An 18,820-nucleotide genomic window follows, 5' to 3' on the forward strand; every position below is an offset into this window, starting at 1 on the left:
ATGGGGCGACGAGCAGTTGCCGCTCCACATTGGCGTTTGGGGCAACCAGACGAGCTCTCTAGGCAGGCTAGCGCAAACCTGCCCGCGGTCGCGGATGCATCGGGGCTATTCGCAACGTTTGTACCCGTGGATAGGTGAAACGACTTGATGGACGAAGGGTGAGATCTGGTGACGATCGCTGTAACCGGTTCGATTGCGACTGACCATCTGATGCGGTTTCCGGGCAGATTCTCTGAGCAACTGCTCGTCGACAATCTGCACAAGGTCTCGCTCAGCTTTCTGGTCGACGACCTGGTAATTCATCGTGGCGGTGTGGCTGGAAACATGGCCTACGCGATCGGCGTGCTTGGCGGTGACGTCGCACTGATCGGTGCAGTCGGCGACGACTTCGCCGACTATCGCGATTGGCTGCAAAATCACGGAGTCAACTGCGATAGCGTGCTGATCTCCAAGACCGCGCACACGGCGCGTTTCGTCTGCACCACCGACCTGGACATGGCCCAGATCGGATCGTTCTATACCGGCGCCATGTCGGAGGCCCGCAACATCAAGCTTGTCGACGCGATAGCGACCATCGGCACGCCGGAGTTGGTGATCATCGGGGCCAACGACCCGGCCGCCATGCTGGGGTACACTCAGGAGTGTCGCAAACTCGGGCTAGCCTTCGCCGCTGACCCATCCCAGCAGTTGGCACGGCTATCTGGCGAGGAAATCCGCAACCTCATCGACGGCGCCACCTACTTGTTCACTAACGATTACGAATGGGACCTGCTGCTGTCCAAAACTGGCTGGTCTGAGGCCGACGTGATGGCGCAGATTCAACTGCGGGTGACCACGCTGGGCGCCAAGGGGGTGGACCTGGTAGAACCCGACGGCACCCGTGTGCACGTCAGTGTGGTGCCTGAGGCAGGCCAAGTTGATCCCACCGGCGTTGGTGACGCGTTCAGGGCCGGTTTCCTAACTGGACGCAGCGCCGGTCTGAGTCTGGAGCGTTCGGCGCAGCTGGGCTCGTTGGTCGCGGTGTTGGTGCTGGAATCAACCGGAACCCAGCAGTGGGGTTGGGATCGCGACGTTGCTGTGGCTCGGCTAGCTGGCGCTTATGGGGAGGAAGCTGCCGCTGAAATCACCGTTGTGCTTTCCTAGTGCACCAGCTCGGCCAGGTGAGCCTAAATATGTAGTTATTTGGTCGGAGCAGTAGGGTTCCGGCAACTCACGATACGCGGGTCTAGCTGCTCGGTGTCGTCACCTTAAATTAAATTATTGCCTTCATCGCATGGCTGTACCCTTATCCGCGCATCCGGCTTAACTGCGGCCCGGTTAGTTACTTACGGCTGTACCGGATACTGTGGCTCGCTGATCTGTGGCACCACACTGTGTTCGATGAAGATGGCGTGCCACAGCATAAAAATTAGCACCGTCCACAGCCGGCGACTATGATCGCTGATGCCACCTCGGTGCTCGTCAAGCATCCGGTGCACGGCGGCTAGGTTGACCAGATGTTCGGCCTGCGACGAGTTCACCAGCGCGTACGCCCATTCCAGCAGTTCGCCGGCGCGCAGCCAATGCCGGATTGGGACCGGGAACCCGAGTTTGGGGCGATGCAACACGTGTGCCGGGACGATGGATTCCAGTGCGCGCCGCAGTGCGTATTTCGTGGTGGTGCGGGTGATCTTTGCCTGCATGGGTAACCGGGACGCCACGGCGAACACTTCGGGATCAAGGAACGGTACCCGCAGCTCCAGCGAATTGGCCATTGTCATCTTGTCGGCCTTGGCCAAAATGTCGCCACGTAGCCAGGTGAACAGATCGATGTGCTGCATGCGGGCTACCGGGTCCCAGCCGACGGATTCGGCGTACACCGCTGCCGTGACGTCGGTGTGGGTCCAGCCCGTGTGGAACCTGGGTAGCACAGCCTGCAACTGCGCTTCCGAGAAATTGCGGGCATTGCCGTAGTAGCGTTCCTCGAGCGTGAGTGATCCGCGGTGTAGCAGATTCTTGCCGCGCATACCTTCGGGCAGAGATTTGGACACCTTGCCCATCGAGCGTCGCAGTGGCCCGGGTAGGTAGTCGAAGGGCTTCAACGACAGCGGCTCTCGATAGATTCTGTAGCCGCCGAACAGCTCGTCGGCGCCCTCGCCGGACAACACCACCTTGACGTGCTTGCGAGCTTCGCGGGCGACGAAAAACAGCGGAACCAGGGCCGGGTCGGCAATTGGCTCGTCGAGATACCAGACGATCTCCGGCAGGGCGGCGACGAACTCGTTGGGGGTAACCACCTTCACGATGTGGCGCGCACCGATTGCTTCAGCCGAAGCAGCCGCCACGTCGATCTCGGAGAATCCCTCATGCTCGAAGCCGGTGGTAAATGTAATCAGCCGCGGATTGTGTCGGATCGCCAGTGCTGCGATGGCTGTGGAGTCGATACCGCCGGACAGAAACGAGCCAACGGTGACGTCGGCGCGCATGTGCTTGGCCACTGAGTCCGCAAGCACTGCGGTGATTTCGCCGTAGCGGGTCTGTTCAGTGCTGCTGGTGATCGGTGTGGCGGCAAATTGCGGCACGAAGTAGCGGGTGGTCGCTGGATCGAGCTGTTCGGGACGGATACGTGCGTAACAGCCAGATTCGAGTCGGTGCACCCCGCGATGCAGCGTCTCGGGCTCGGGCACGTACTGCAGGACCGTGTAGTGCTGTAGTGCGCGGGTGTCAATCTGCGTGTCGAATCTGATCACTTCGGCCAGTTCAAGCAGGCATTTCTTTTCGCTGGCCACCGCGGTGCCGTTGGTTCCGGTCGCCATGAACAGTGGTTTGATCCCGAAAGGGTCTCGGGCACAGAACAATTCGTGGGCGATGGTGTCCCACAGCGCGAAGGCGAACATGCCACGCAGCCGTGTTAGTATCTCGGTGCCCCAGTAATGGAAGCCGGCGACGATAGATTCACCGTCTCCGTCGGTGGCGAAAGCAGCGCCGTGCCGGATGACCAGCTCGTCGCGCAGCTCCAGGTAGTTGTAGATCTCGCCGTTGAATACCAGGATGTAGCGGTTGGGTGTCTCCGGTGGTCCCCACCGCAGCGGCTGATGCGAATGCGCAATGTCGATGATGGACAACCGGTTAAACCCAAACGCAACCCCTCCCGAGAACCCATCAATGTCCGGGTCGGACCAGGTGCTTAGCTCGTCAGGCCCGCGGTGACGCATCAAATGTACCGCGCGGGCCATGGAATGATCGGCCTGAAGAATGTTGTTGGTCCCACCAGAGCCGCGGCTATCAGCGCGCGCCGAAGCCACTACAAACGCCAGCAGTCCACACACGGCAATCCAGTATGCCTCATTCGGCAATGTTCGTAGGCGCCGATCATCCATCGTCGTTGGGACCCGTATCGCCTCTTGGGCGAGTGCCGTGGTCTACGCTGCGTAGTATTAGACATCCGAGTTAGCCGAAGAATCCCGCCTTTAAGCGGGTTAGCTTCGAATCGGCCCAGCTTGTGATACAGGAGGCGCCAAAGTGACAGCTCGCGAGTTAGTCTGTTCGCAACGTGTCGGTCAGGGTCTCTCTCGTCGTCTTCGGCCGCTGGTGCTGGCCGTGACACTGGGTGTGCTGGTGGTCACCCTGAGCGGATGCAGCTGGTCGGACGCGTTGGCCATTGGCTGGCCGGAAGGCATCACCCCGGAGGCCCACCTCAACCGACAGCTGTGGATCGGTGCGGTGGTCGCCTCCCTGGTCGTCGGTGTCATTGTGTGGGGTCTCATTTTCTGGTCGACCATCTTCCACCGGAAGAAAACAACCGACACCGAGTTGCCGCGTCAATTCGGCTACAACATGCCGCTGGAGTTGGTGCTGACCGTGACGCCATTCCTCATCATTTCTATGCTGTTCTATTTCACTGTGATAGTGCAGGATAAGATGCTGTACCTCGCCAAGGATCCCGAAGTTGTCATTGATGTTACGGCCTTTCAGTGGAACTGGAAGTTCGGCTATCAGCGGGTCGATTTCAAAGACGGCACCTTGACCTACGACGGGGTCGATCCGGCCCGCAAAAAGGCCATGGTCTCCAAGCCAGAGGGCAAGGACTCCCATGGTGAGGAGCTCGTCGGGGCGGTGCGTGGGCTCAATACCGAGGACCGGGCCTACCTGAACTTCGACAAGGTTGAAACTTTGGGCACTACTACTGAAATTCCGGTGCTTGTGCTGCCCGCTGGCAAGCGCATCGAGTTCCAATTGAACTCCGCCGACGTGGTTCACTCGTTTTGGGTGCCGAAATTTTTGTTCAAGCGCGACGTCATGCCCAACCCGGTGGCGAACAACTCCGTGAACGTCTTCCAGGTCGAAGAGATAACAAAGACCGGGGCATTCGTCGGCCACTGCGCTGAGATGTGCGGTACATATCACTCGATGATGAACTTCGAAGTTCGAGTTGTCGCTCCTAACGACTTCAAGGCCTATTTGCAACAACGGATCGACGGAAAAACCAACGCTGAAGCATTGCAGGTGATCGCTCAGCCTCCGCTGGCGGTGACTACCCACCCGTTTGATACCCGTCGCGGACAGTTGACCAACAGCCAGTAGGTAGTCCCACTAAGGGTCCAGTAGGTAGTCCCACTAAGGGTTAGGACACGCAATGCATATCGAAGCGAGGCTATTCGAGTTTGTCGCTGTGTTCTTTGTCATCATGGCGGTGCTGTATGGAGTGCTGACTTCGATGTTCGCCACCGGTGGTGTGGATTGGGTCGGCACTACAGCCCTAGCGCTGACCGGAGGTCTAGCGTTGATCGTTGCCACCTTCTTTCGTTTTGTGGCTCGTCGGTTGGATATTCGACCAGAAGACTATGAAGGTGCTGAGATCAGTGATGGTGCAGGGGAATTGGGGTTCTTCAGCCCGCACAGTTGGTGGCCGGTTCTGGTCGCCTTGTCGGGCTCGGTGGCGGCAGTCGGTATAGCGCTGTGGCTGCCGTGGTTGATCGTTGCCGGAGTCGTGTTCGTTCTTGCCTCGGCAGCCGGACTGGTCTTCGAGTACTACGTCGGCCCGGAGAAGCACTGATTGGTCGGTACCGGATAAGGTCATAATTAGGGAACCAGTTGATTAGTGGGTAGTTCGCCAAGCTTGTTTGCCTTTCTCAGTTCGGTAGGGTTGCCGAGGCAGAATGAGAATCTCTTGAGCGCGCGTGCAACGATGTAGCCGCGCGGACCCGCGCACAGGTGATGCAGTTGGACAGGGTAGGCAAACATGAGCGGGCCGAATCCCCCGGGACGGGAAAATGAGGAATCCGATTCCGGCAACGAGCTCAGCGGTGAATTGGATCCCCATAACGGCGTAGAGTCCGTTGACGAATTGGTACCCGTACCGGATAGCGATTTAGTAACAGCGAGTGACCATACCAGCGAGACCGAGGTATACTCACAGGCCTACTCGGCTCCTGAGGCCGAGCATTTCACTGCTGTCCCGTACGTGCCGGCGGATCTCAGGCTCTATGACTACGACGAGTCGTCGGTCTACGATGAGCCGGGTGCTGCTCCGCGCTGGCCGTGGGTGGTTGGCGTTGCTGCCATCTTGGCCGCGATCTCACTGGTGGTTTCGGTGTCGCTGCTGTTCACGCGTACCGACACCAGCAAACTTTCTACCCCAACCACTGGACGGTCCACTCCGCCGGTGCAGGACGAAATCACCACCGTTAAGCCACCACCACCCAGCACGGAGACTTCGACAGCGACGGAGACGCAGACAGTGACGGTGACGCCTTTGCCACCACCGTCGGCGACGAGCACCGCAGTGCCACCGTCATCGGTGGTACCGCCCCCGCCGACGACGCCTACGACTACGGTCACTACGTTGACTGGTCCTCGGCAGGTCACCTATTCGGTGACGGGCACCAAAGCGCCGGGTGACATCATTTCGGTGACCTACGTTGATGCCTCCGGTCGGCGACGGACTCAGCACAACGTCTATATTCCGTGGTCAATGACCGTTACACCGATCTCGCAATCCGATGTCGGCTCGGTTGAGGCGTTTAGCCTCTTTCGGGTCAGCAAACTCAACTGCTTGATCACCACAAGTGACGGAACGGTGCTTTCGTCGAATAGCAACGACGCACCGCAAACGAGTTGCTGATGATGAACAGGTATTCACCGTATCGACGTGGGTCGGACACCATTGCATCGGACGTCATCGATCGCATTCTGGTCGGGGTATGTGCGGCAGTCTGGCTGGTGCTGATAGGGGTGAGCGTAGCTGCGGCCGTCGCATTGGAGGATCTGGGTCGCGGCTTTCACAAGATAGCGAGTGACCCGCACACCACCTGGGTGTTGTACGGCATCATTGTCGTTTCCGTGTTGATCATCGCAGGGGCGGTGCCGGTATTGTTGTGGGCTCGCCGCGTGGCCCGGGTTGAGCCGCCGATTCGACCGGCGGGTGTGCCGGAGCGCGGGGGAGTCAGGCAACTGGTCAGCGCCGGGCGTTCCACAGCGCGTATCGAGGTCGAGCGGGTATGTGCCGAGGAGAGGGTTCAGTCGGTCGCGCAACCTGGCGAGTGGTTTGACGCGGCGGTGGACCGGATCTGGTTGCGTGGCACGGTTGGATTGACTGGCACGATGGGGGCCGCACTGGTCGCGGTTGCGGCGTCGACCTATCTGATGGCTGTTGGTCGCGACGGCGCGTCGTGGGTTGGTTACGTCCTAGCCGGGATCGTCACGGCGGTGATGCCAGTTATCGAATGGATCTATGTTCGGCAGTTACGTCGTGTGGGTTGATGTGGATGAGATGAGTGGCCCGCTCGGATAGGTTCGCCTCACTGACCTGTGCCTGACTTCCTTGCTAGCTAGTCCCTTCGCCGCTGCGCGGCTGGGGGTTTTCGCACTACGCTGCGTGTGTCGTCGCCGAACTTTAATGCTTGCCGCGCTCCCCATTCGGGGAACTGGCGATGCTGTCTTGGTGTTCGCGCAACGCGGTAAGTGCACGTTGCTCGGCGACGTGCGTTGCTTCGCGCAGTGCCGCATCCTCGGATACCGGATCTGCGAACAAGAAGCTGCCGCTACTGGGTGAGCCGGCCGAGCCCAGTTTGTTCATCCGCTTGGGAACAGCAGTGCCCTGGTACTCGAGCGGTATTGGGTGGCCGTGATCGTCTACCGGGCCGAGCGGCTGGTGCAGCTCGATGTACGCCCCATGCGGTAGCCGCTTGATGATGCCGGTTTCGATGCCATGTTCGAGCACCGCCCGGTCGCTGCGTTGCAGCCCGATACACCACCGATAGGTGATGAAGTAGACGAGCAGTGGAAGTATCACCATGCCAATGCGACCGATCCACGTCGTTGCGTTGAGCGAGATGTGGAACTTCAACGCGATGATGTCGTTCATCGCCGCGAGCGTGAGTACCATGTAGAAGGTGATCGCCATGGCCCCGATCGAGGTGCGCACCGGAACGTCACGCGGCCGTTGCAGCAAATTGTGGTGGGCGTAGTCGCCGGTAAACCGCTTCTCCAGGAACGGGTAGGTGATTAGCAGGACGAAAACTAGGGCCATGATCACCGCGACCCAAACTGGTGCGGGTATGGTGTGGTGCCAGAAATAGAACTCCCAGGCTGGCCAGATACGGGCCAGGCCCTCGGTCCACATCATGTAGAAGTCTGGCTGCGAGCCAGCTGACACCTGAGATGGTTTGTAAGGGCCTAGGTTCCAGATCGGGTTGATCTGCAGAAAGCCGCCCATCAGACCCAGCACGCCAACAATGGCTGCGAAGAACGCGCCCGACTTGAACGCAAACACCGGCATTACTCGCACACCGACGACGTTGTACTCGGTGCGGCCCGGTCCGGGGAACTGGGTGTGCTTCTGGAACCACACCAGCGCTAGATGCAGCCCTATAAGCGCGAGGATGACCCCTGGGATCAGCAGGATGTGCAGTGCGTAGAGCCGAGGAATCAAGATGGTTCCGGGGAAATCGCCCCCGAACAGAGCCCAGTGAAGCCAGGTCCCGATCACTGGTATACCTAGCGTGATCGACGACAGCGCGGCCCGCAGGCCGATGCCCGACAGCAGGTCGTCGGGCATCGAGTAGCCGAAGTAGCCTTCAAACATGGCCAGGATCAGCAGTAGTGAACCGATAACCCAGTTGGTCTCGCGCGGCCGCCGGAACGCTCCGGTGAAGAAGATACGTGCCAGGTGTACCATTATTGCCGCGGTGAACATCAATGCGGCCCAGTGGTGGATTTGACGGACGAACAGGCCGCCTCGGACTTCGAAGGAAATGTCTAGCGTCGATTGGTACGCGCGCGACATCTCGACCCCGCGCAATGGTTGGTAGACGCCGTTGTAGGTGACATCAGTCATGGACGGATCGAAGAACAGCGTGAGGTACACACCGGTGAGCAGCAGCACGATGAAGCTGTACAGCGCGATCTCGCCGAGCAAGAACGACCAGTGCGTCGGGAAGACCTTGTTGAGCTGCCGGCGCAGCGCTGCCGACGGGTGATATCGTGTGTCGATGTCTTCAGCTTGGCGGGCCAGGACATCACCGATATCCGGAACGGATTTTGGACTCATGTTGTGCGCTCCCAGAATGCTGGCCCGACCGGCTCGACAAAGTCACCGTTGGCAACCAGATACCCGTCGGTGTCGATGGTGATGGGTAGTTGTGCCAGCGCGCGCGCGGCCGGACCGAATATCGGCTTGGCATACTGCAGCGCGTCGAACTGAGATTGGTGACAAGGGCACAGGATTCGGTAGGACTGCTGTTCGTATAGTGAGGATGGGCAACCCAAATGCGAGCAGACCTTGGTGAAGGCGAAGAACTCGCCGAAGTTGAAGTTCTCCTGGCCTCGGCGTTTGACCACACGAGGCATATCACTGGGCCGGATACGGATGAGCATTACCGGGTTGCGGATACCCATCTTGATCGTTATCAGTTTTTCGTGTGATTCCATGGTGGTGCCGTCGCCGTCGGACTCGCGCCACGGAAAGACGGTCTCCATCCCGCCTGCGTCGACGTCTTCCGGACGCATCCGGATAAACGGTGCTCCCGAGTGCGAGCCGGTAGCTCTCGCTAGATAGATTGTCTCCCCATGGTATCGTGGGGTCCAGCCGGAAGTCCAAAGCATGGCCTTCATCCCATTCGCGGTGGGTACGACTGGCTTCCATGGGTTTTTGATGAAACCGCCAATAAACGTCACCAACGTGCTGAGGCCAAAAGCGCCCAAGCCCACGCCCAACGACAGCCCGATTAGCTTGCGGCGCCTGATCGTTGAGCTCTCAAGAGCGTCGGTTAGGTTCGCTACGACTGTCTTGCGGTCGATCTCGGGCGATGCACCGTCATGGCGTTCCTGGATCGAAATCTCTTCCGGGATGAATCTCTTCTGAAACTGCACCGCGCCAATAGCGATCGCCAGGATGGAAAGCCCGAAGGTCAGACCATACAGCGGGGTGGCAATGGTGTAGAGGAAACTGCCTGAGGCCTCTTTGGGTTTGTACTCCCACGGCCAAAACAGGAAGATCAGTAGTAACGTCAGACCCAATACGCCACCCAGCAATAGCCAGAAGGTTACCATTCGTTCGGTGCGCTTTTCCGCCTTGGTGCCCTCGATCGGCCAACGCTGCTCCTTGTAGACGGTGTTAACACCATCGAGCCGACCGCCCAGGGCTACCAGTTCCTCGCGTGACATCGTCCCCTGCGTTGTCTCGTCGAGCTCCCGGGAAGCGCCGGCGCCGTCTTTCGGGTTAAGGCTCATGCTCGTGCCCCAATCCACAGTGCCAGCCCGATGGCGGTGACCATCCCGATGATCCAGATCGCCATCCCCTCCGGTGCAGGGCCGAAGCCACCGAGACTGTAGCCACCTGGCTGGCGTTCTTCGATGACGGTTCGCACGTAGCCGATGATGTCCTTCTTCGCTTCGAAGGAAAGTTGGCGGTCGGCGAACTTGGGCATGTTCTGCGGGCCGGTCAGCATCGCGGTGAGGATTTGCTGTTCGTTGGCGGGCCCGAGGTCGGGGGCGTACTTACCGGACGACAGCGCACCACCTTTTCCGGTGAAATTGTGGCACGATGCGCAGTTTAGTCGGAACAAGTCGCCGCCGCGACCCAGGTCGGTACCGCGCAGTGATTGCATCGCAACGCTACCGTCGGGGTTACGCGCTACGGTCGGCCCACCGCCGTTGGCCTGGATGTAGGCACCGATCGCGTCGATTTGTGACTCGTTGAAAATGGGGTCTTTACGCGCCACCTGGGCCTCACCGCGCATAGCAGGCATCCGACCAGTCGATACCTGGAAATAGACGGCAGCTTCGCCGACGCCAATCAGGCTCGGCCCGTGGTCGGGAACTCCTTGAAGGTTGGCGCCATGGCACGACACGCAGGAGGTGTCGAACAGCTGCTTGCCGGTACGCAGCAGAGCTGATGAGTCCTCATCGGCGACGGCCACTTGCGGGGTCGGAGTCAGGACCGCCGCTAGTCCCCCAGAAACGGTCAGCGCTACCAGTAGCAAAAGGCCCTCCGACAAGCGGCGGCGTAAACGCCGCCGCGAACGCTCACTCTCTTGTTCTCGTTCTTGTGGCTGACTGCACCGCCTACTGGATCGAGTGAAACCCAGTTTCTTCAACCGATCACTCCTGTCGTTTCCTGTTTGGGCCTTGCTTGGGTTCCGTTTGGGGCTTGCCGGCTCATCGGATGAAATAGATCACGGTGAACAAAGCGATCCACACGATGTCAACGAAATGCCAGTAGTAGGAGACGACGATGCTGGCGGTTGCCTGAGCCGGTGTGAACTTGCTCATCGTGGTGCGGGCCAGCAGGAAAATGAAGGCGATCAGGCCACCAGTGACGTGCAGCCCGTGGAAGCCGGTGGCCAGATAGAACACGCTGCCGTACGCGCTACTGGGGATGGTGGTGCCATGAGTTATCAAGTGGTAGTATTCGTAGCCTTGGCCGAGAACGAAAAACAGGCCCATTAATAAGGTGATCACATACCAGCGGCGTAACCCGAAGACGTCGCCGCGCTCAGCTGAGAAAACTCCCATTTGGCAGGTGAACGATGACGCGATGAGCACCAGCGTTACCGGGACGGCTTGGTAGAGATTTAGTTCGGTCGACGGCGGCCACTTTCCGCCGGCCTGAGCACGCGCAGTGAAGTACATCGCGAACAGTCCAGCAAAGAACATCAGCTCACTGGAAAGCCAGACTACGGTACCGACACTGACCATGTTGGGCCGATTCAGCGAATGCACCCGCGACGTAATTGCAGTACCCAAGGTGCCTACAGTGCTCGTCACATCTGCAAGTATGACGTTTTGTAGTTGTCGAGTTCTACCCGGGGCGGCAAATCAGTTGCCTGCGTAGCTTTTGCACCGTTGGCGGCGTGCTTTGGAGGTGTTTGGGGGCGAGTGGTTCGCATGGGACCATTGGCCGGTGGTTTTGTCATCGCAACCACCTTCTTCTCGCAGCGCCACCGGATCGGTGTTGTCGTGGCCGCAGGTCTTGGGGCGTTTGACAGCAGGGCAGGATCTCACGCGGGGCCAGGCTGCTTGGGCGATGGGCCAGGTCATGACTGGGAACGCACGGCCAGCCCAGATCGCCGCGTTCGCGGTGGCGATGAAGATGAAGGTCCCCACCGCGGCCGAAGTCAGTGAGCTTGCTGACGTCATGCTCAGCCACGCGCGTAAGCTGCCGACAGAGGCGATCTGCCAAGATATCGGAGAAACCGTAGACATTGCCGGAACCGGGGGAGATGGTGCCAACACAGTCAACCTGTCCACTATGGCTGCGATCGTGGTTGCGGCCGCAGGTGTACCGGTGGTCAAACATGGTAACCGGGCCTCGTCTTCACTGTCAGGCGGCGCTGACACTCTGGAAGCATTGGGGGTCCGTATCGACCTTGGACCAGAGCAAGTCGCGAATAGCCTAGCCGAAATCGGGATCGGGTTCTGCTTCGCGCCGCTGTTCCAACCGTCGTACCGGTACGCGTCCGCGGTGCGCCATGAGATCGGGGTGCCGACCGTGTTCAACATCCTCGGGCCGCTGACCAATCCGGCCTGGCCGCGGGCTGGATTGATCGGCTGTGCGTTTGGCAATCTTGCCGAGGTTATGGCGGGGGTGTTCGCTGCGCGACGCTCCAGTGTGCTGGTAGTGCATGGCGATGATGGACTCGACGAATTGACCACCACTACTACCAGTACGATCTGGCGTGTTCAGGCGGGCACAGTGGATAAGCTGACTTTTGATCCTGTCGAATTCGGGTTTGCGCGTGCTCACCTTGACGATCTGTTGGGAGGGGATGCGCAAACTAATGCGGCGAAGGTGCGTGCGGTACTGGCCGGGGCCAAGGGCCCAGTCCGCGACGCCGTTGTGCTCAACGCCGCCGGTGCGATCGTCGCCTACGCTGGGTTATCCAGCCACGCTGAATGGTCGCCCGCGTGGGACGATGGGTTGGCGCGCGCCAGCGCTGCCATCGATTCGGGTGCCGCCGAACAGCTCCTCGCGCGGTGGGTGAGGTTTAGTCAGCAGGTCTGAATCCCACTCCCGGGAATCGGCAGCGTGCTCGGCAGGCCAGCCTGTGCCGAGTACACTGATGCCGCCCACGCTGCCCAGGTGCCCGCTGTCTGCAGGGGGCCCAGCCAGCTGAGGCCCGAACGATGCGCACACCGGCGTGGCCAGTCAGCGCACGATTAGCGCGGTCTCTTCGATCAGCGCGCCGTGCTACTGGGGGTCGGTGCCGGCAGGATCGTCTGGGTGTCGGAGTGGATGGCATCGACCGCCGGCATCGGCAGCACCGCGCGTCTGGCGGTGTCCACTGCGGTGAGTTTGGCCGTGGCGGATGACGGCTAGGTGATAGCCACTTTAACCGTCGGTGCCGGCAGCCTAGCGGTGATCAGCTCGGACAATGTTACCAGGGTACTCAGGAGCTTGCCACGTCACAGGGCCTTGACAGCGGTTAGCCTGGGGTTATCCGAGTTGGTCGATCACCGCGATCTTTGTTTGGCACGTATTGTGCGGCTGTGACGTCTCAGGAAGCGGGGCAGGCCGTTTTGTACAGCAAGAACTGCACGGCATACGTTCGCACTCCGGTAAACCTGCCCCCGCAGGGTCACTGTTGCGGCGGCGTTTGTACGGGACTAATAAAACGGGTCGTTGGCGCGGTGCACGCGCCAACGAAAGTCGGGGGCGGGGAACGTCTCGTCGGTCAGCGTCACCCAATACCTAATTGTTATCTATTGTTGCGGAGGTCGCGACTCACGGTTGTACGAACGCGCATGTGCGGCTGGCACTCGCAGTTCACCCACGCCGGCTTCCAGCTCGTGCACACATTCGACATGGTCGACCGTGCTGGCCAAAGCGAATATACTCCTTCCTTCTCCTGTAGGTCCGCGCTGCTGAAGTACGACGGCGCAGGTCAACAGTGGTACCATTGTAGAGTACCTCGCCTAACGGTCCGGCGGAACAGGTAGATGCGTTGGTCGATGCGGCAGGCTGTAAGCGAGATTCCGTTTTCGGCACTATGTTGGCGCAACATTGGGCAGATACGAGCATAGGCTCGGCCAAGGCGTGCACGCCCTGGTTGCCTGCTCGTTCGATGCGTGCGTGCAATGCGTGTAACACGTCGACGGTGGTGCGCGCGGGCATCGTCGCGAGGGTTCTGTTGGGTGGACTGTGCGGCTCTGGTGGGCAAACAGCCGTTGCCAACGTGGCCAGCTGAGATCGCACCGCTGCGCGGCGGCCTGCAGGAATCTGATATAGAACCAGGCGTTGTGGGCGACTAGCACCGAATCGCCGGGGAATTTCAAAAACATCGGTAGCATGACATCGATGGTGGGGCATCACACACTATCGATGTCATGCTGATGCCGGTGAGGTGCGCGATCTGGAGTCCGGGTGTTGAGCTATGGGTTGACCTAGAGTGGCGAGGTAACCCAGCCTAGTGCCGCCGCGGACTTTGATCGCGCCGATCTCGGTGATCGCAATCGGGGCAGTTCCCTCGGTACTGGTCGTACGTACGTCAGTGGTTTCGAGGATCCACCACTACAACAGTGGTCTCGAGCAACGGCAGCTTTTCTGGGCCCCGGCTGTTGCCAGTACGCCGGCCTGACTGGTGCGACTCAGGCTGAGTCGCACCAGTCAGGCTTATGGCCGTGGCGTTAAGCAGACCCACCGGACAGTGTCACGGCCATCGTTATGCGAAGGCAGTCCAGAGGTGTCGGTGCCGATGTCTAGCGTGCGAACAGTTCGACCTAGTTAGCTTGACCAACTTGACCCGAGAGACTCACCCTAATTGCACAAAGCACCACATTGTATAGCAAAGGCGTCGCAGTGCTCGAGCCGAATGCGTCGGTGATTATCGATTGTGATGACTGGCGCGATGCGGGTCCGGTACGGGATGCCACAACTATGTATCAGCGTGCTATTGGGAGTGTCGGAGACTCTGTTGCAGGATGAACGTGCTGTTTTGGTAGTGCTCATCGACGTCGGATTGGCGCTCCGGTTACGGGCGTGCCGATTCGCGGCAAGCACCGGTTCGGGTTCTCTTGAGTGCCTGGGCTCGTCAAAACCCCCTGGTTCGCCGGTTTTCCGGTGCGATGCTCTCAAGCGGGTGACTGAAATCTTTCTATTTTCTTAACGATCACATTTGGACAACGTCGATATCATTTCGTAACCTGTTTGAGATCTAAAGCCCGCTCAATGGCCAAGTGCCTTTGGCAGTTTAAGGAAAAGCTTTGAGACTTGGCTGCAAGCATCCGGTTGTGCGCCTGATTGCGCACTTTGTTGTCGGAACGCTAGTAGGGTTCGCTGTGTTATCTCGTTTCTTTGTCGCTACCGCGATGGCTGACCCTGCTGAGGACGCGCTGGCAAAACTTAACGAGCTGTCCCGCCAAGCTGAGCAGACCACCGAAGCGGTGCACAGCGCGCAACTTGATCTGACTGAGAAGTTGGCAGCTCAGCGGGCGGCAGACAAGAAGTACACGGACGACCAAGCTGCTCTGGCGGACGCCCAGGTGCGCTTGGCCACTTTCCAGGCTGCGGTCAACAAACTTGCTGCCGCTACGTATATGAGTGGTCGTATAAACGGCATGACCGCTCTATTGACAGCATACTCACCGCAACAATTGATCAACAAGTTGGCCCTACAGCGAGTGCTGGGTGTTCAAATGGCTACACAGATGGCCGGTTACCGGGACGCCGGGGAGCAGGCTGTTAAGGCAGAGCAGACATCCGCTAAGTCCGCCGCTGACGCTAAGCACGCGGCCGACCAGGCTGCCGTGGTACGGGCGGGCTTGCAGTCTAAGCAGAGTAAGTTGCAGCTCCAGATTGCGGTCGTCAAGTCGCACTACCTTTCGTTGTCGCCTAGGCAACGTACCACGCTTGCAGAGCCCGGGCCAGTCCCGGCGGTGGCTACTTTGCCCGGTGCGGCATCAGCTGGCGTTAGCCCGCCACCTGATGCCGCACCACCCGGCGGATTACTCGGGGTTGCTCCAGCCCCTTTCGCAGGTGGTGGCGACCGCGCGGCTGTTGTGCAGGCGGCACTGACCCAAATCGGAAGTCCATATGCTTGGGGTGGCGCGGCGCCCGGTGGATTCGACTGCTCCGGACTGGTGATGTGGGCTTACCAGCAGGCCGGCATTGCGCTGCCTCACTCCAGCCAGGCTCTGGCCCGCGGTGGTCAGCCGGTGTCGCTGTCGGAACTGCAGCCCGGTGATGTGCTGACCTTCTATTCGGACGCGTCGCATGCCGGCATCTACGTTGGTGACGGTATGATGATCCATTCATCCACCTACGGTGTGCCGGTGCGGGTGGTGCCGATGAATTCGTCGGGTCCGATCTACGACGCCCGCCGCTACTAAACGCCTCGAACTGAGCTCACCTGCGCCAGGCTAGCCTGGCGCAGGTGAGCCGGGTCCTGCTGGTAACCAATGATTTTCCGCCCCGCCGTGGTGGCATCCAATCCTATCTGGGGGAGTTTGTAGATCGTCTGATCAACATCGGGTCGCATGACGTGATGGTGTACGCACCGCAATGGACCGGTGCCGATACCTTTGACAACGCTGCCCATGATGGCGGCTATCAGGTAGTGCGCCATCCAGGCACGTTGATGCTGCCCGGCCCGGCGGTCGATGCCCGGATGCGCCGGCTGATTGTTGACCATGGTATCGACACTGTGTGGTTCGGCTCGGCAGCGCCGCTGGCTCTGCTGGCGCCGTGTGCCCGAAAGGCGGGAGCGACCCGGGTGTTGGCTAGCACACACGGCCACGAAGTGGGCTGGTCGATGCTGCCGGTTGCACGCTCGGTGTTGCGTCGCATCGGTGACGTTACCGACGTTGTGACCTTTGTCAGCCGTTACACGCGATCGCGTGTAACGGCTGCCTTCGGACCCAGGGCTGCGTTGGAATACCTCCCGCCAGGTGTGGACGCCGATCGATTCCGGCCCGATCCGGCGAGCCGAGCCGAGCTACGTAACCGTTACCGGTTGGGTGAGAGGCCAACCGTTGTGTGCCTGGCGCGGTTGGTGCCGCGTAAAGGCCAGGACATGTTGATCAGGGCATTACCATCGATCCGGCAGCGGGCCGACGGGGCCGCGTTGATGATTGTTGGGGGCGGCCCGTATCTTGGAACGCTGCGTAAGTTGGCCCAGGGGTGTGGGGTTGCCGACCACGTGATATTCGCCGGAGGCGTGGCGGCTGTCGAGGTACCCGCTCACTACACGCTGGCTGATGTATTTGCAATGCCATGCCGCACCCGCGGCGGAGGCATGGACGTCGAGGGTTTGGGCATCGTGTTCCTGGAGGCCTCGGCTACCGGCGTGCCGGTAATCGCTGGAAAATCCGGCGGAGCTCCGGAAGCTGTGCAGCACAACAAGACTGGACTAGTAGTTGACGGCCGGTCGGTGAATATGGTGGCTGACGCAGTCACCGAGTTACTGACCGATCGTGACCGGGCCGCTGCTATGGGCGCAGCCGGACGGCACTGGGTAACCGCCGAGTGGCGTTGGGACACGCTGGCAGCTCGGTTGGCGGATCTGCTGTGTGGCAACGACAGCCGCTAGTCCTTTTCGTAGATCGCCTCAATGTCGGAGGCGAACTTCTGGGCGACCACATTGCGCTTCACTTTCATCGTCGGCGTCAGTTCGCCGGTCTGCTCGGTGAAATCAACCGGCAAAATGCGGAATTTGCGGATCGACTCAGCATGTGACACCGACAGGTTGGCCTGTTTGACAGCCGCGTCCACCTCGGCCACCAAGTCGGGGTCGGTGGTAAGGTCGCCTATCGCCGCGTCGGCTGCCTTGCTGTTGCGCTGCTTCCAACCATTGAAGGCCTCGGGGTCGATGGTGATTAGCGCACCTACGAACGGCTTGGCGTCCCCGACGACCAGCGCCTGGCTGATCAGCGGGTGAGCCCGCAACTGATCTTCTAATAATGCGGGGGCAACATTCTTTCCGCCGGCGGTGACGATGATCTCCTTCTTACGGCCAGTGATGGTCAAGAAGCCGTCTTCGTCGATAGCACCGAGATCGCCTGTCTTAAACCAGCCCTCGGTAAACGCCTCGATGGTCCCTTGTTCGTTGTGCCAATAGCCGCTGAACACCACATTGCCGCGTACCAACAGCTCGCCGTCGTCTGCGATGCGCATACTGTTGCCCGGCAGCAGATTTCCAACGGTCCCGACCTTAACGTTGCCGGCCTGGTTAAGTGTGATGGCAGCACTGGTCTCGGTCAGTCCATAGCCCTCGTGGATGGTGAGGCCCACCCCACGATAGAAGTGGCCTAGTCTCGCGCCCAAGGGTGCGCCGCCCGACACCGACGCATGGCAATCACCGCCAAGCGCTGCGCGCAACTTGCGGTAGACTAGCCGGTCAAACACCGCGTGCCTGGCGCGCAGCAGAAGCCCTGGACCGCCGCGGTGGGAGGCTTCGCTCCACTCGACTGCCGTCTGTGCGGCCATCGCGAAGATTCGACTTTTGCCCTCGTTGGCTGCGTTTTGCTCAGCGGTATTGTACACTTTCTCGAATACCCGCGGCACGGACACCACCACGGTTGGCTTAAACACCGCTAACATCGGCAGCAGATTCTTGATGTCGCTGGTGAACCCGACGGTCATCTTGTAGGTGAAGGCAGACAGGGTAAGCGCTCGGGCCAGTACGTGAGCCAATGGCAGGAAAACCAGCAGTCGCTGGCCGGGCTGCAGCAACGTCGGGAGGCATTCCTTGGCACCCCGGACTTCATAGAGCAGGTTGGAGTGTGTGAGTTGACAGCCTTTGGGGCGACCAGTGGTGCCCGAGGTATAGATAAGTGTCGCTGGGTCCTGGGCGCGTAACGTCTTGAGCCGGTTTGCCAGCTGAGCCACGTCGACCGATGCGCCGGCTTCAGCGAGTTGGTCGAGCGCCGTAGCGCCTGCGCTGTTGATCTGTAACACCTGACGTAGGGCGGGCAGTTCGCCGGCAAGCTGATTGACCATTGTCGCGTGTGCATCGGTCTCTGCGAACACCAATACCGCGTCTGAGTCCTGCAGTATCCAGCGTACCTGCTTGGCTGACGAGGTTTCGTAGATAGGTACGGTCACCGCGCCCACGGATAGGATCGCCAGGTCGAGGATTGCCCACTCGAAGCAGGTGGCCGAGAAGATGGATACCCGGTCGCCTGCCTGCATCCCCAGCGCGATCAAACCAAGTGCTGCGGAGCGAATTTGACTGGCCGCTTCGGCGCATGTGACGTCGGTCCAGACGCCGTCGATTTGGCGTTGATATATGACCAAGTTGGGGTCATCGCGCTCGTGCTCGAAGACCACGGCCGCGATGTTGTCGTGCTCGCCGACGGAAAATCGGGTTGGGACGCTGAACTCACGCACTCCATTGACCTCGCT

Annotated in this window: 14 protein-coding genes and 1 pseudogene; 8 read left to right on the forward strand and 7 right to left on the reverse strand. The window is 60.1% G+C overall.

Going from position 1 to position 18,820, the window contains the following annotated elements; all coding sequences use genetic code 11:
• Window positions 1–168 precede the first annotated feature (168 nt).
• Window positions 169–1,143, forward strand: coding sequence for a carbohydrate kinase family protein (locus tag ML_RS04410; RefSeq protein ID WP_010907983.1), 975 nt, complete (start codon window positions 169–171; stop codon window positions 1,141–1,143).
• A gap of 182 nt (window positions 1,144–1,325) precedes the next feature.
• Here the strand turns inward: ML_RS04410 and asnB are convergent, their stop codons facing one another.
• Window positions 1,326–3,308: an asparagine synthase (glutamine-hydrolyzing) gene (asnB, locus tag ML_RS04415; RefSeq protein ID WP_041323738.1), complete on the reverse strand. Its 1,983-nt coding sequence runs from the start codon at window positions 3,306–3,308 to the stop codon at window positions 1,326–1,328.
• Between the two features lie 193 nt (window positions 3,309–3,501).
• On the opposite strand from asnB, the pseudogene ctaC reads away from it, so the two are divergent.
• The 4 genes and pseudogenes from ctaC to ML_RS04435 all read left to right on the forward strand — a co-directional run bounded on the left by ctaC (window position 3,502) and on the right by ML_RS04435 (window position 6,741).
• Window positions 3,502–4,607: pseudogene (gene ctaC / locus ML_RS04420) on the forward strand (aa3-type cytochrome oxidase subunit II).
• 8 nt (window positions 4,608–4,615) lie between these two features.
• On the forward strand, window positions 4,616–5,035 hold the full coding sequence (locus tag ML_RS04425) for a cytochrome c oxidase subunit 4 (RefSeq protein WP_010907986.1): 420 nt from the start codon (window positions 4,616–4,618) through the stop codon (window positions 5,033–5,035).
• Window positions 5,036–5,221: 186 nt separating this feature from the next.
• A complete protein-coding gene (locus ML_RS04430; protein WP_010907987.1) occupies window positions 5,222–6,103 on the forward strand; it encodes an MmpS family transport accessory protein in 882 nt (293 codons plus the stop codon).
• Window positions 6,103–6,741: a DUF2561 family protein gene (locus ML_RS04435; protein WP_010907988.1), complete on the forward strand. Its 639-nt coding sequence runs from the start codon at window positions 6,103–6,105 to the stop codon at window positions 6,739–6,741. The genes ML_RS04430 and ML_RS04435 overlap by 1 nt, the downstream gene beginning before the upstream one ends.
• A gap of 133 nt (window positions 6,742–6,874) precedes the next feature.
• Here the strand turns inward: ML_RS04435 and qcrB are convergent, their stop codons facing one another.
• The 4 genes from qcrB to ctaE all read right to left on the reverse strand — a co-directional run bounded on the left by qcrB (window position 6,875) and on the right by ctaE (window position 11,247).
• On the reverse strand, window positions 6,875–8,530 hold the full coding sequence (gene qcrB / locus ML_RS04440) for a cytochrome bc1 complex cytochrome b subunit (RefSeq protein WP_010907989.1): 1,656 nt from the start codon (window positions 8,528–8,530) through the stop codon (window positions 6,875–6,877).
• Window positions 8,527–9,711, reverse strand: a complete 1,185-nt coding sequence (gene qcrA / locus ML_RS04445) for a cytochrome bc1 complex Rieske iron-sulfur subunit (RefSeq protein ID WP_010907990.1) — start codon at window positions 9,709–9,711, stop codon at window positions 8,527–8,529. The genes qcrB and qcrA overlap by 4 nt, the downstream gene beginning before the upstream one ends.
• A complete protein-coding gene (gene qcrC / locus ML_RS04450) occupies window positions 9,708–10,577 on the reverse strand; it encodes a cytochrome bc1 complex diheme cytochrome c subunit (RefSeq protein ID WP_010907991.1) in 870 nt (289 codons plus the stop codon). Before qcrC ends, qcrA begins: the two co-directional genes overlap by 4 nt.
• Before the next feature lie 61 nt (window positions 10,578–10,638).
• The gene (ctaE, locus tag ML_RS04455) at window positions 10,639–11,247 is read right to left on the reverse strand and encodes an aa3-type cytochrome oxidase subunit III (protein WP_010907992.1); all 609 of its coding nucleotides are present in this window, start codon (window positions 11,245–11,247) and stop codon (window positions 10,639–10,641) included.
• Window positions 11,248–11,383: 136 nt separating this feature from the next.
• On the opposite strand from ctaE, the gene trpD reads away from it, so the two are divergent.
• Window positions 11,384–12,484: an anthranilate phosphoribosyltransferase gene (trpD, locus tag ML_RS04460; protein ID WP_010907993.1), complete on the forward strand. Its 1,101-nt coding sequence runs from the start codon at window positions 11,384–11,386 to the stop codon at window positions 12,482–12,484.
• Between the two features lie 698 nt (window positions 12,485–13,182).
• Here trpD and ML_RS15450 read toward each other — a convergent pair.
• Window positions 13,183–13,368, reverse strand: coding sequence for a hypothetical protein (locus ML_RS15450; RefSeq protein WP_231846739.1), 186 nt, complete (start codon window positions 13,366–13,368; stop codon window positions 13,183–13,185).
• 1,314 nt (window positions 13,369–14,682) lie between these two features.
• On the opposite strand from ML_RS15450, the gene ripC reads away from it, so the two are divergent.
• Together ripC and pimB are read left to right on the forward strand one after the other, a co-directional pair.
• Window positions 14,683–15,807, forward strand: a complete 1,125-nt coding sequence (gene ripC, locus ML_RS04465) for a peptidoglycan hydrolase RipC (protein WP_010907994.1) — start codon at window positions 14,683–14,685, stop codon at window positions 15,805–15,807.
• Window positions 15,808–15,851: 44 nt separating this feature from the next.
• A complete protein-coding gene (gene pimB / locus ML_RS04470) occupies window positions 15,852–17,006 on the forward strand; it encodes a GDP-mannose-dependent alpha-(1-6)-phosphatidylinositol monomannoside mannosyltransferase (protein WP_010907995.1) in 1,155 nt (384 codons plus the stop codon).
• Here the strand turns inward: pimB and ML_RS04475 are convergent.
• Window positions 17,003–18,805 (reverse strand): AMP-dependent synthetase/ligase, encoded by a 1,803-nt coding sequence (locus tag ML_RS04475; protein ID WP_010907996.1) that lies wholly within the window; start codon window positions 18,803–18,805, stop codon window positions 17,003–17,005. The genes pimB and ML_RS04475 overlap by 4 nt on opposite strands.
• Window positions 18,806–18,820: the final 15 nt, after the last annotated feature.

This window comes from Mycobacterium leprae TN (genome assembly GCF_000195855.1).
GTDB lineage: Bacteria > Actinomycetota > Actinomycetes > Mycobacteriales > Mycobacteriaceae > Mycobacterium > Mycobacterium leprae.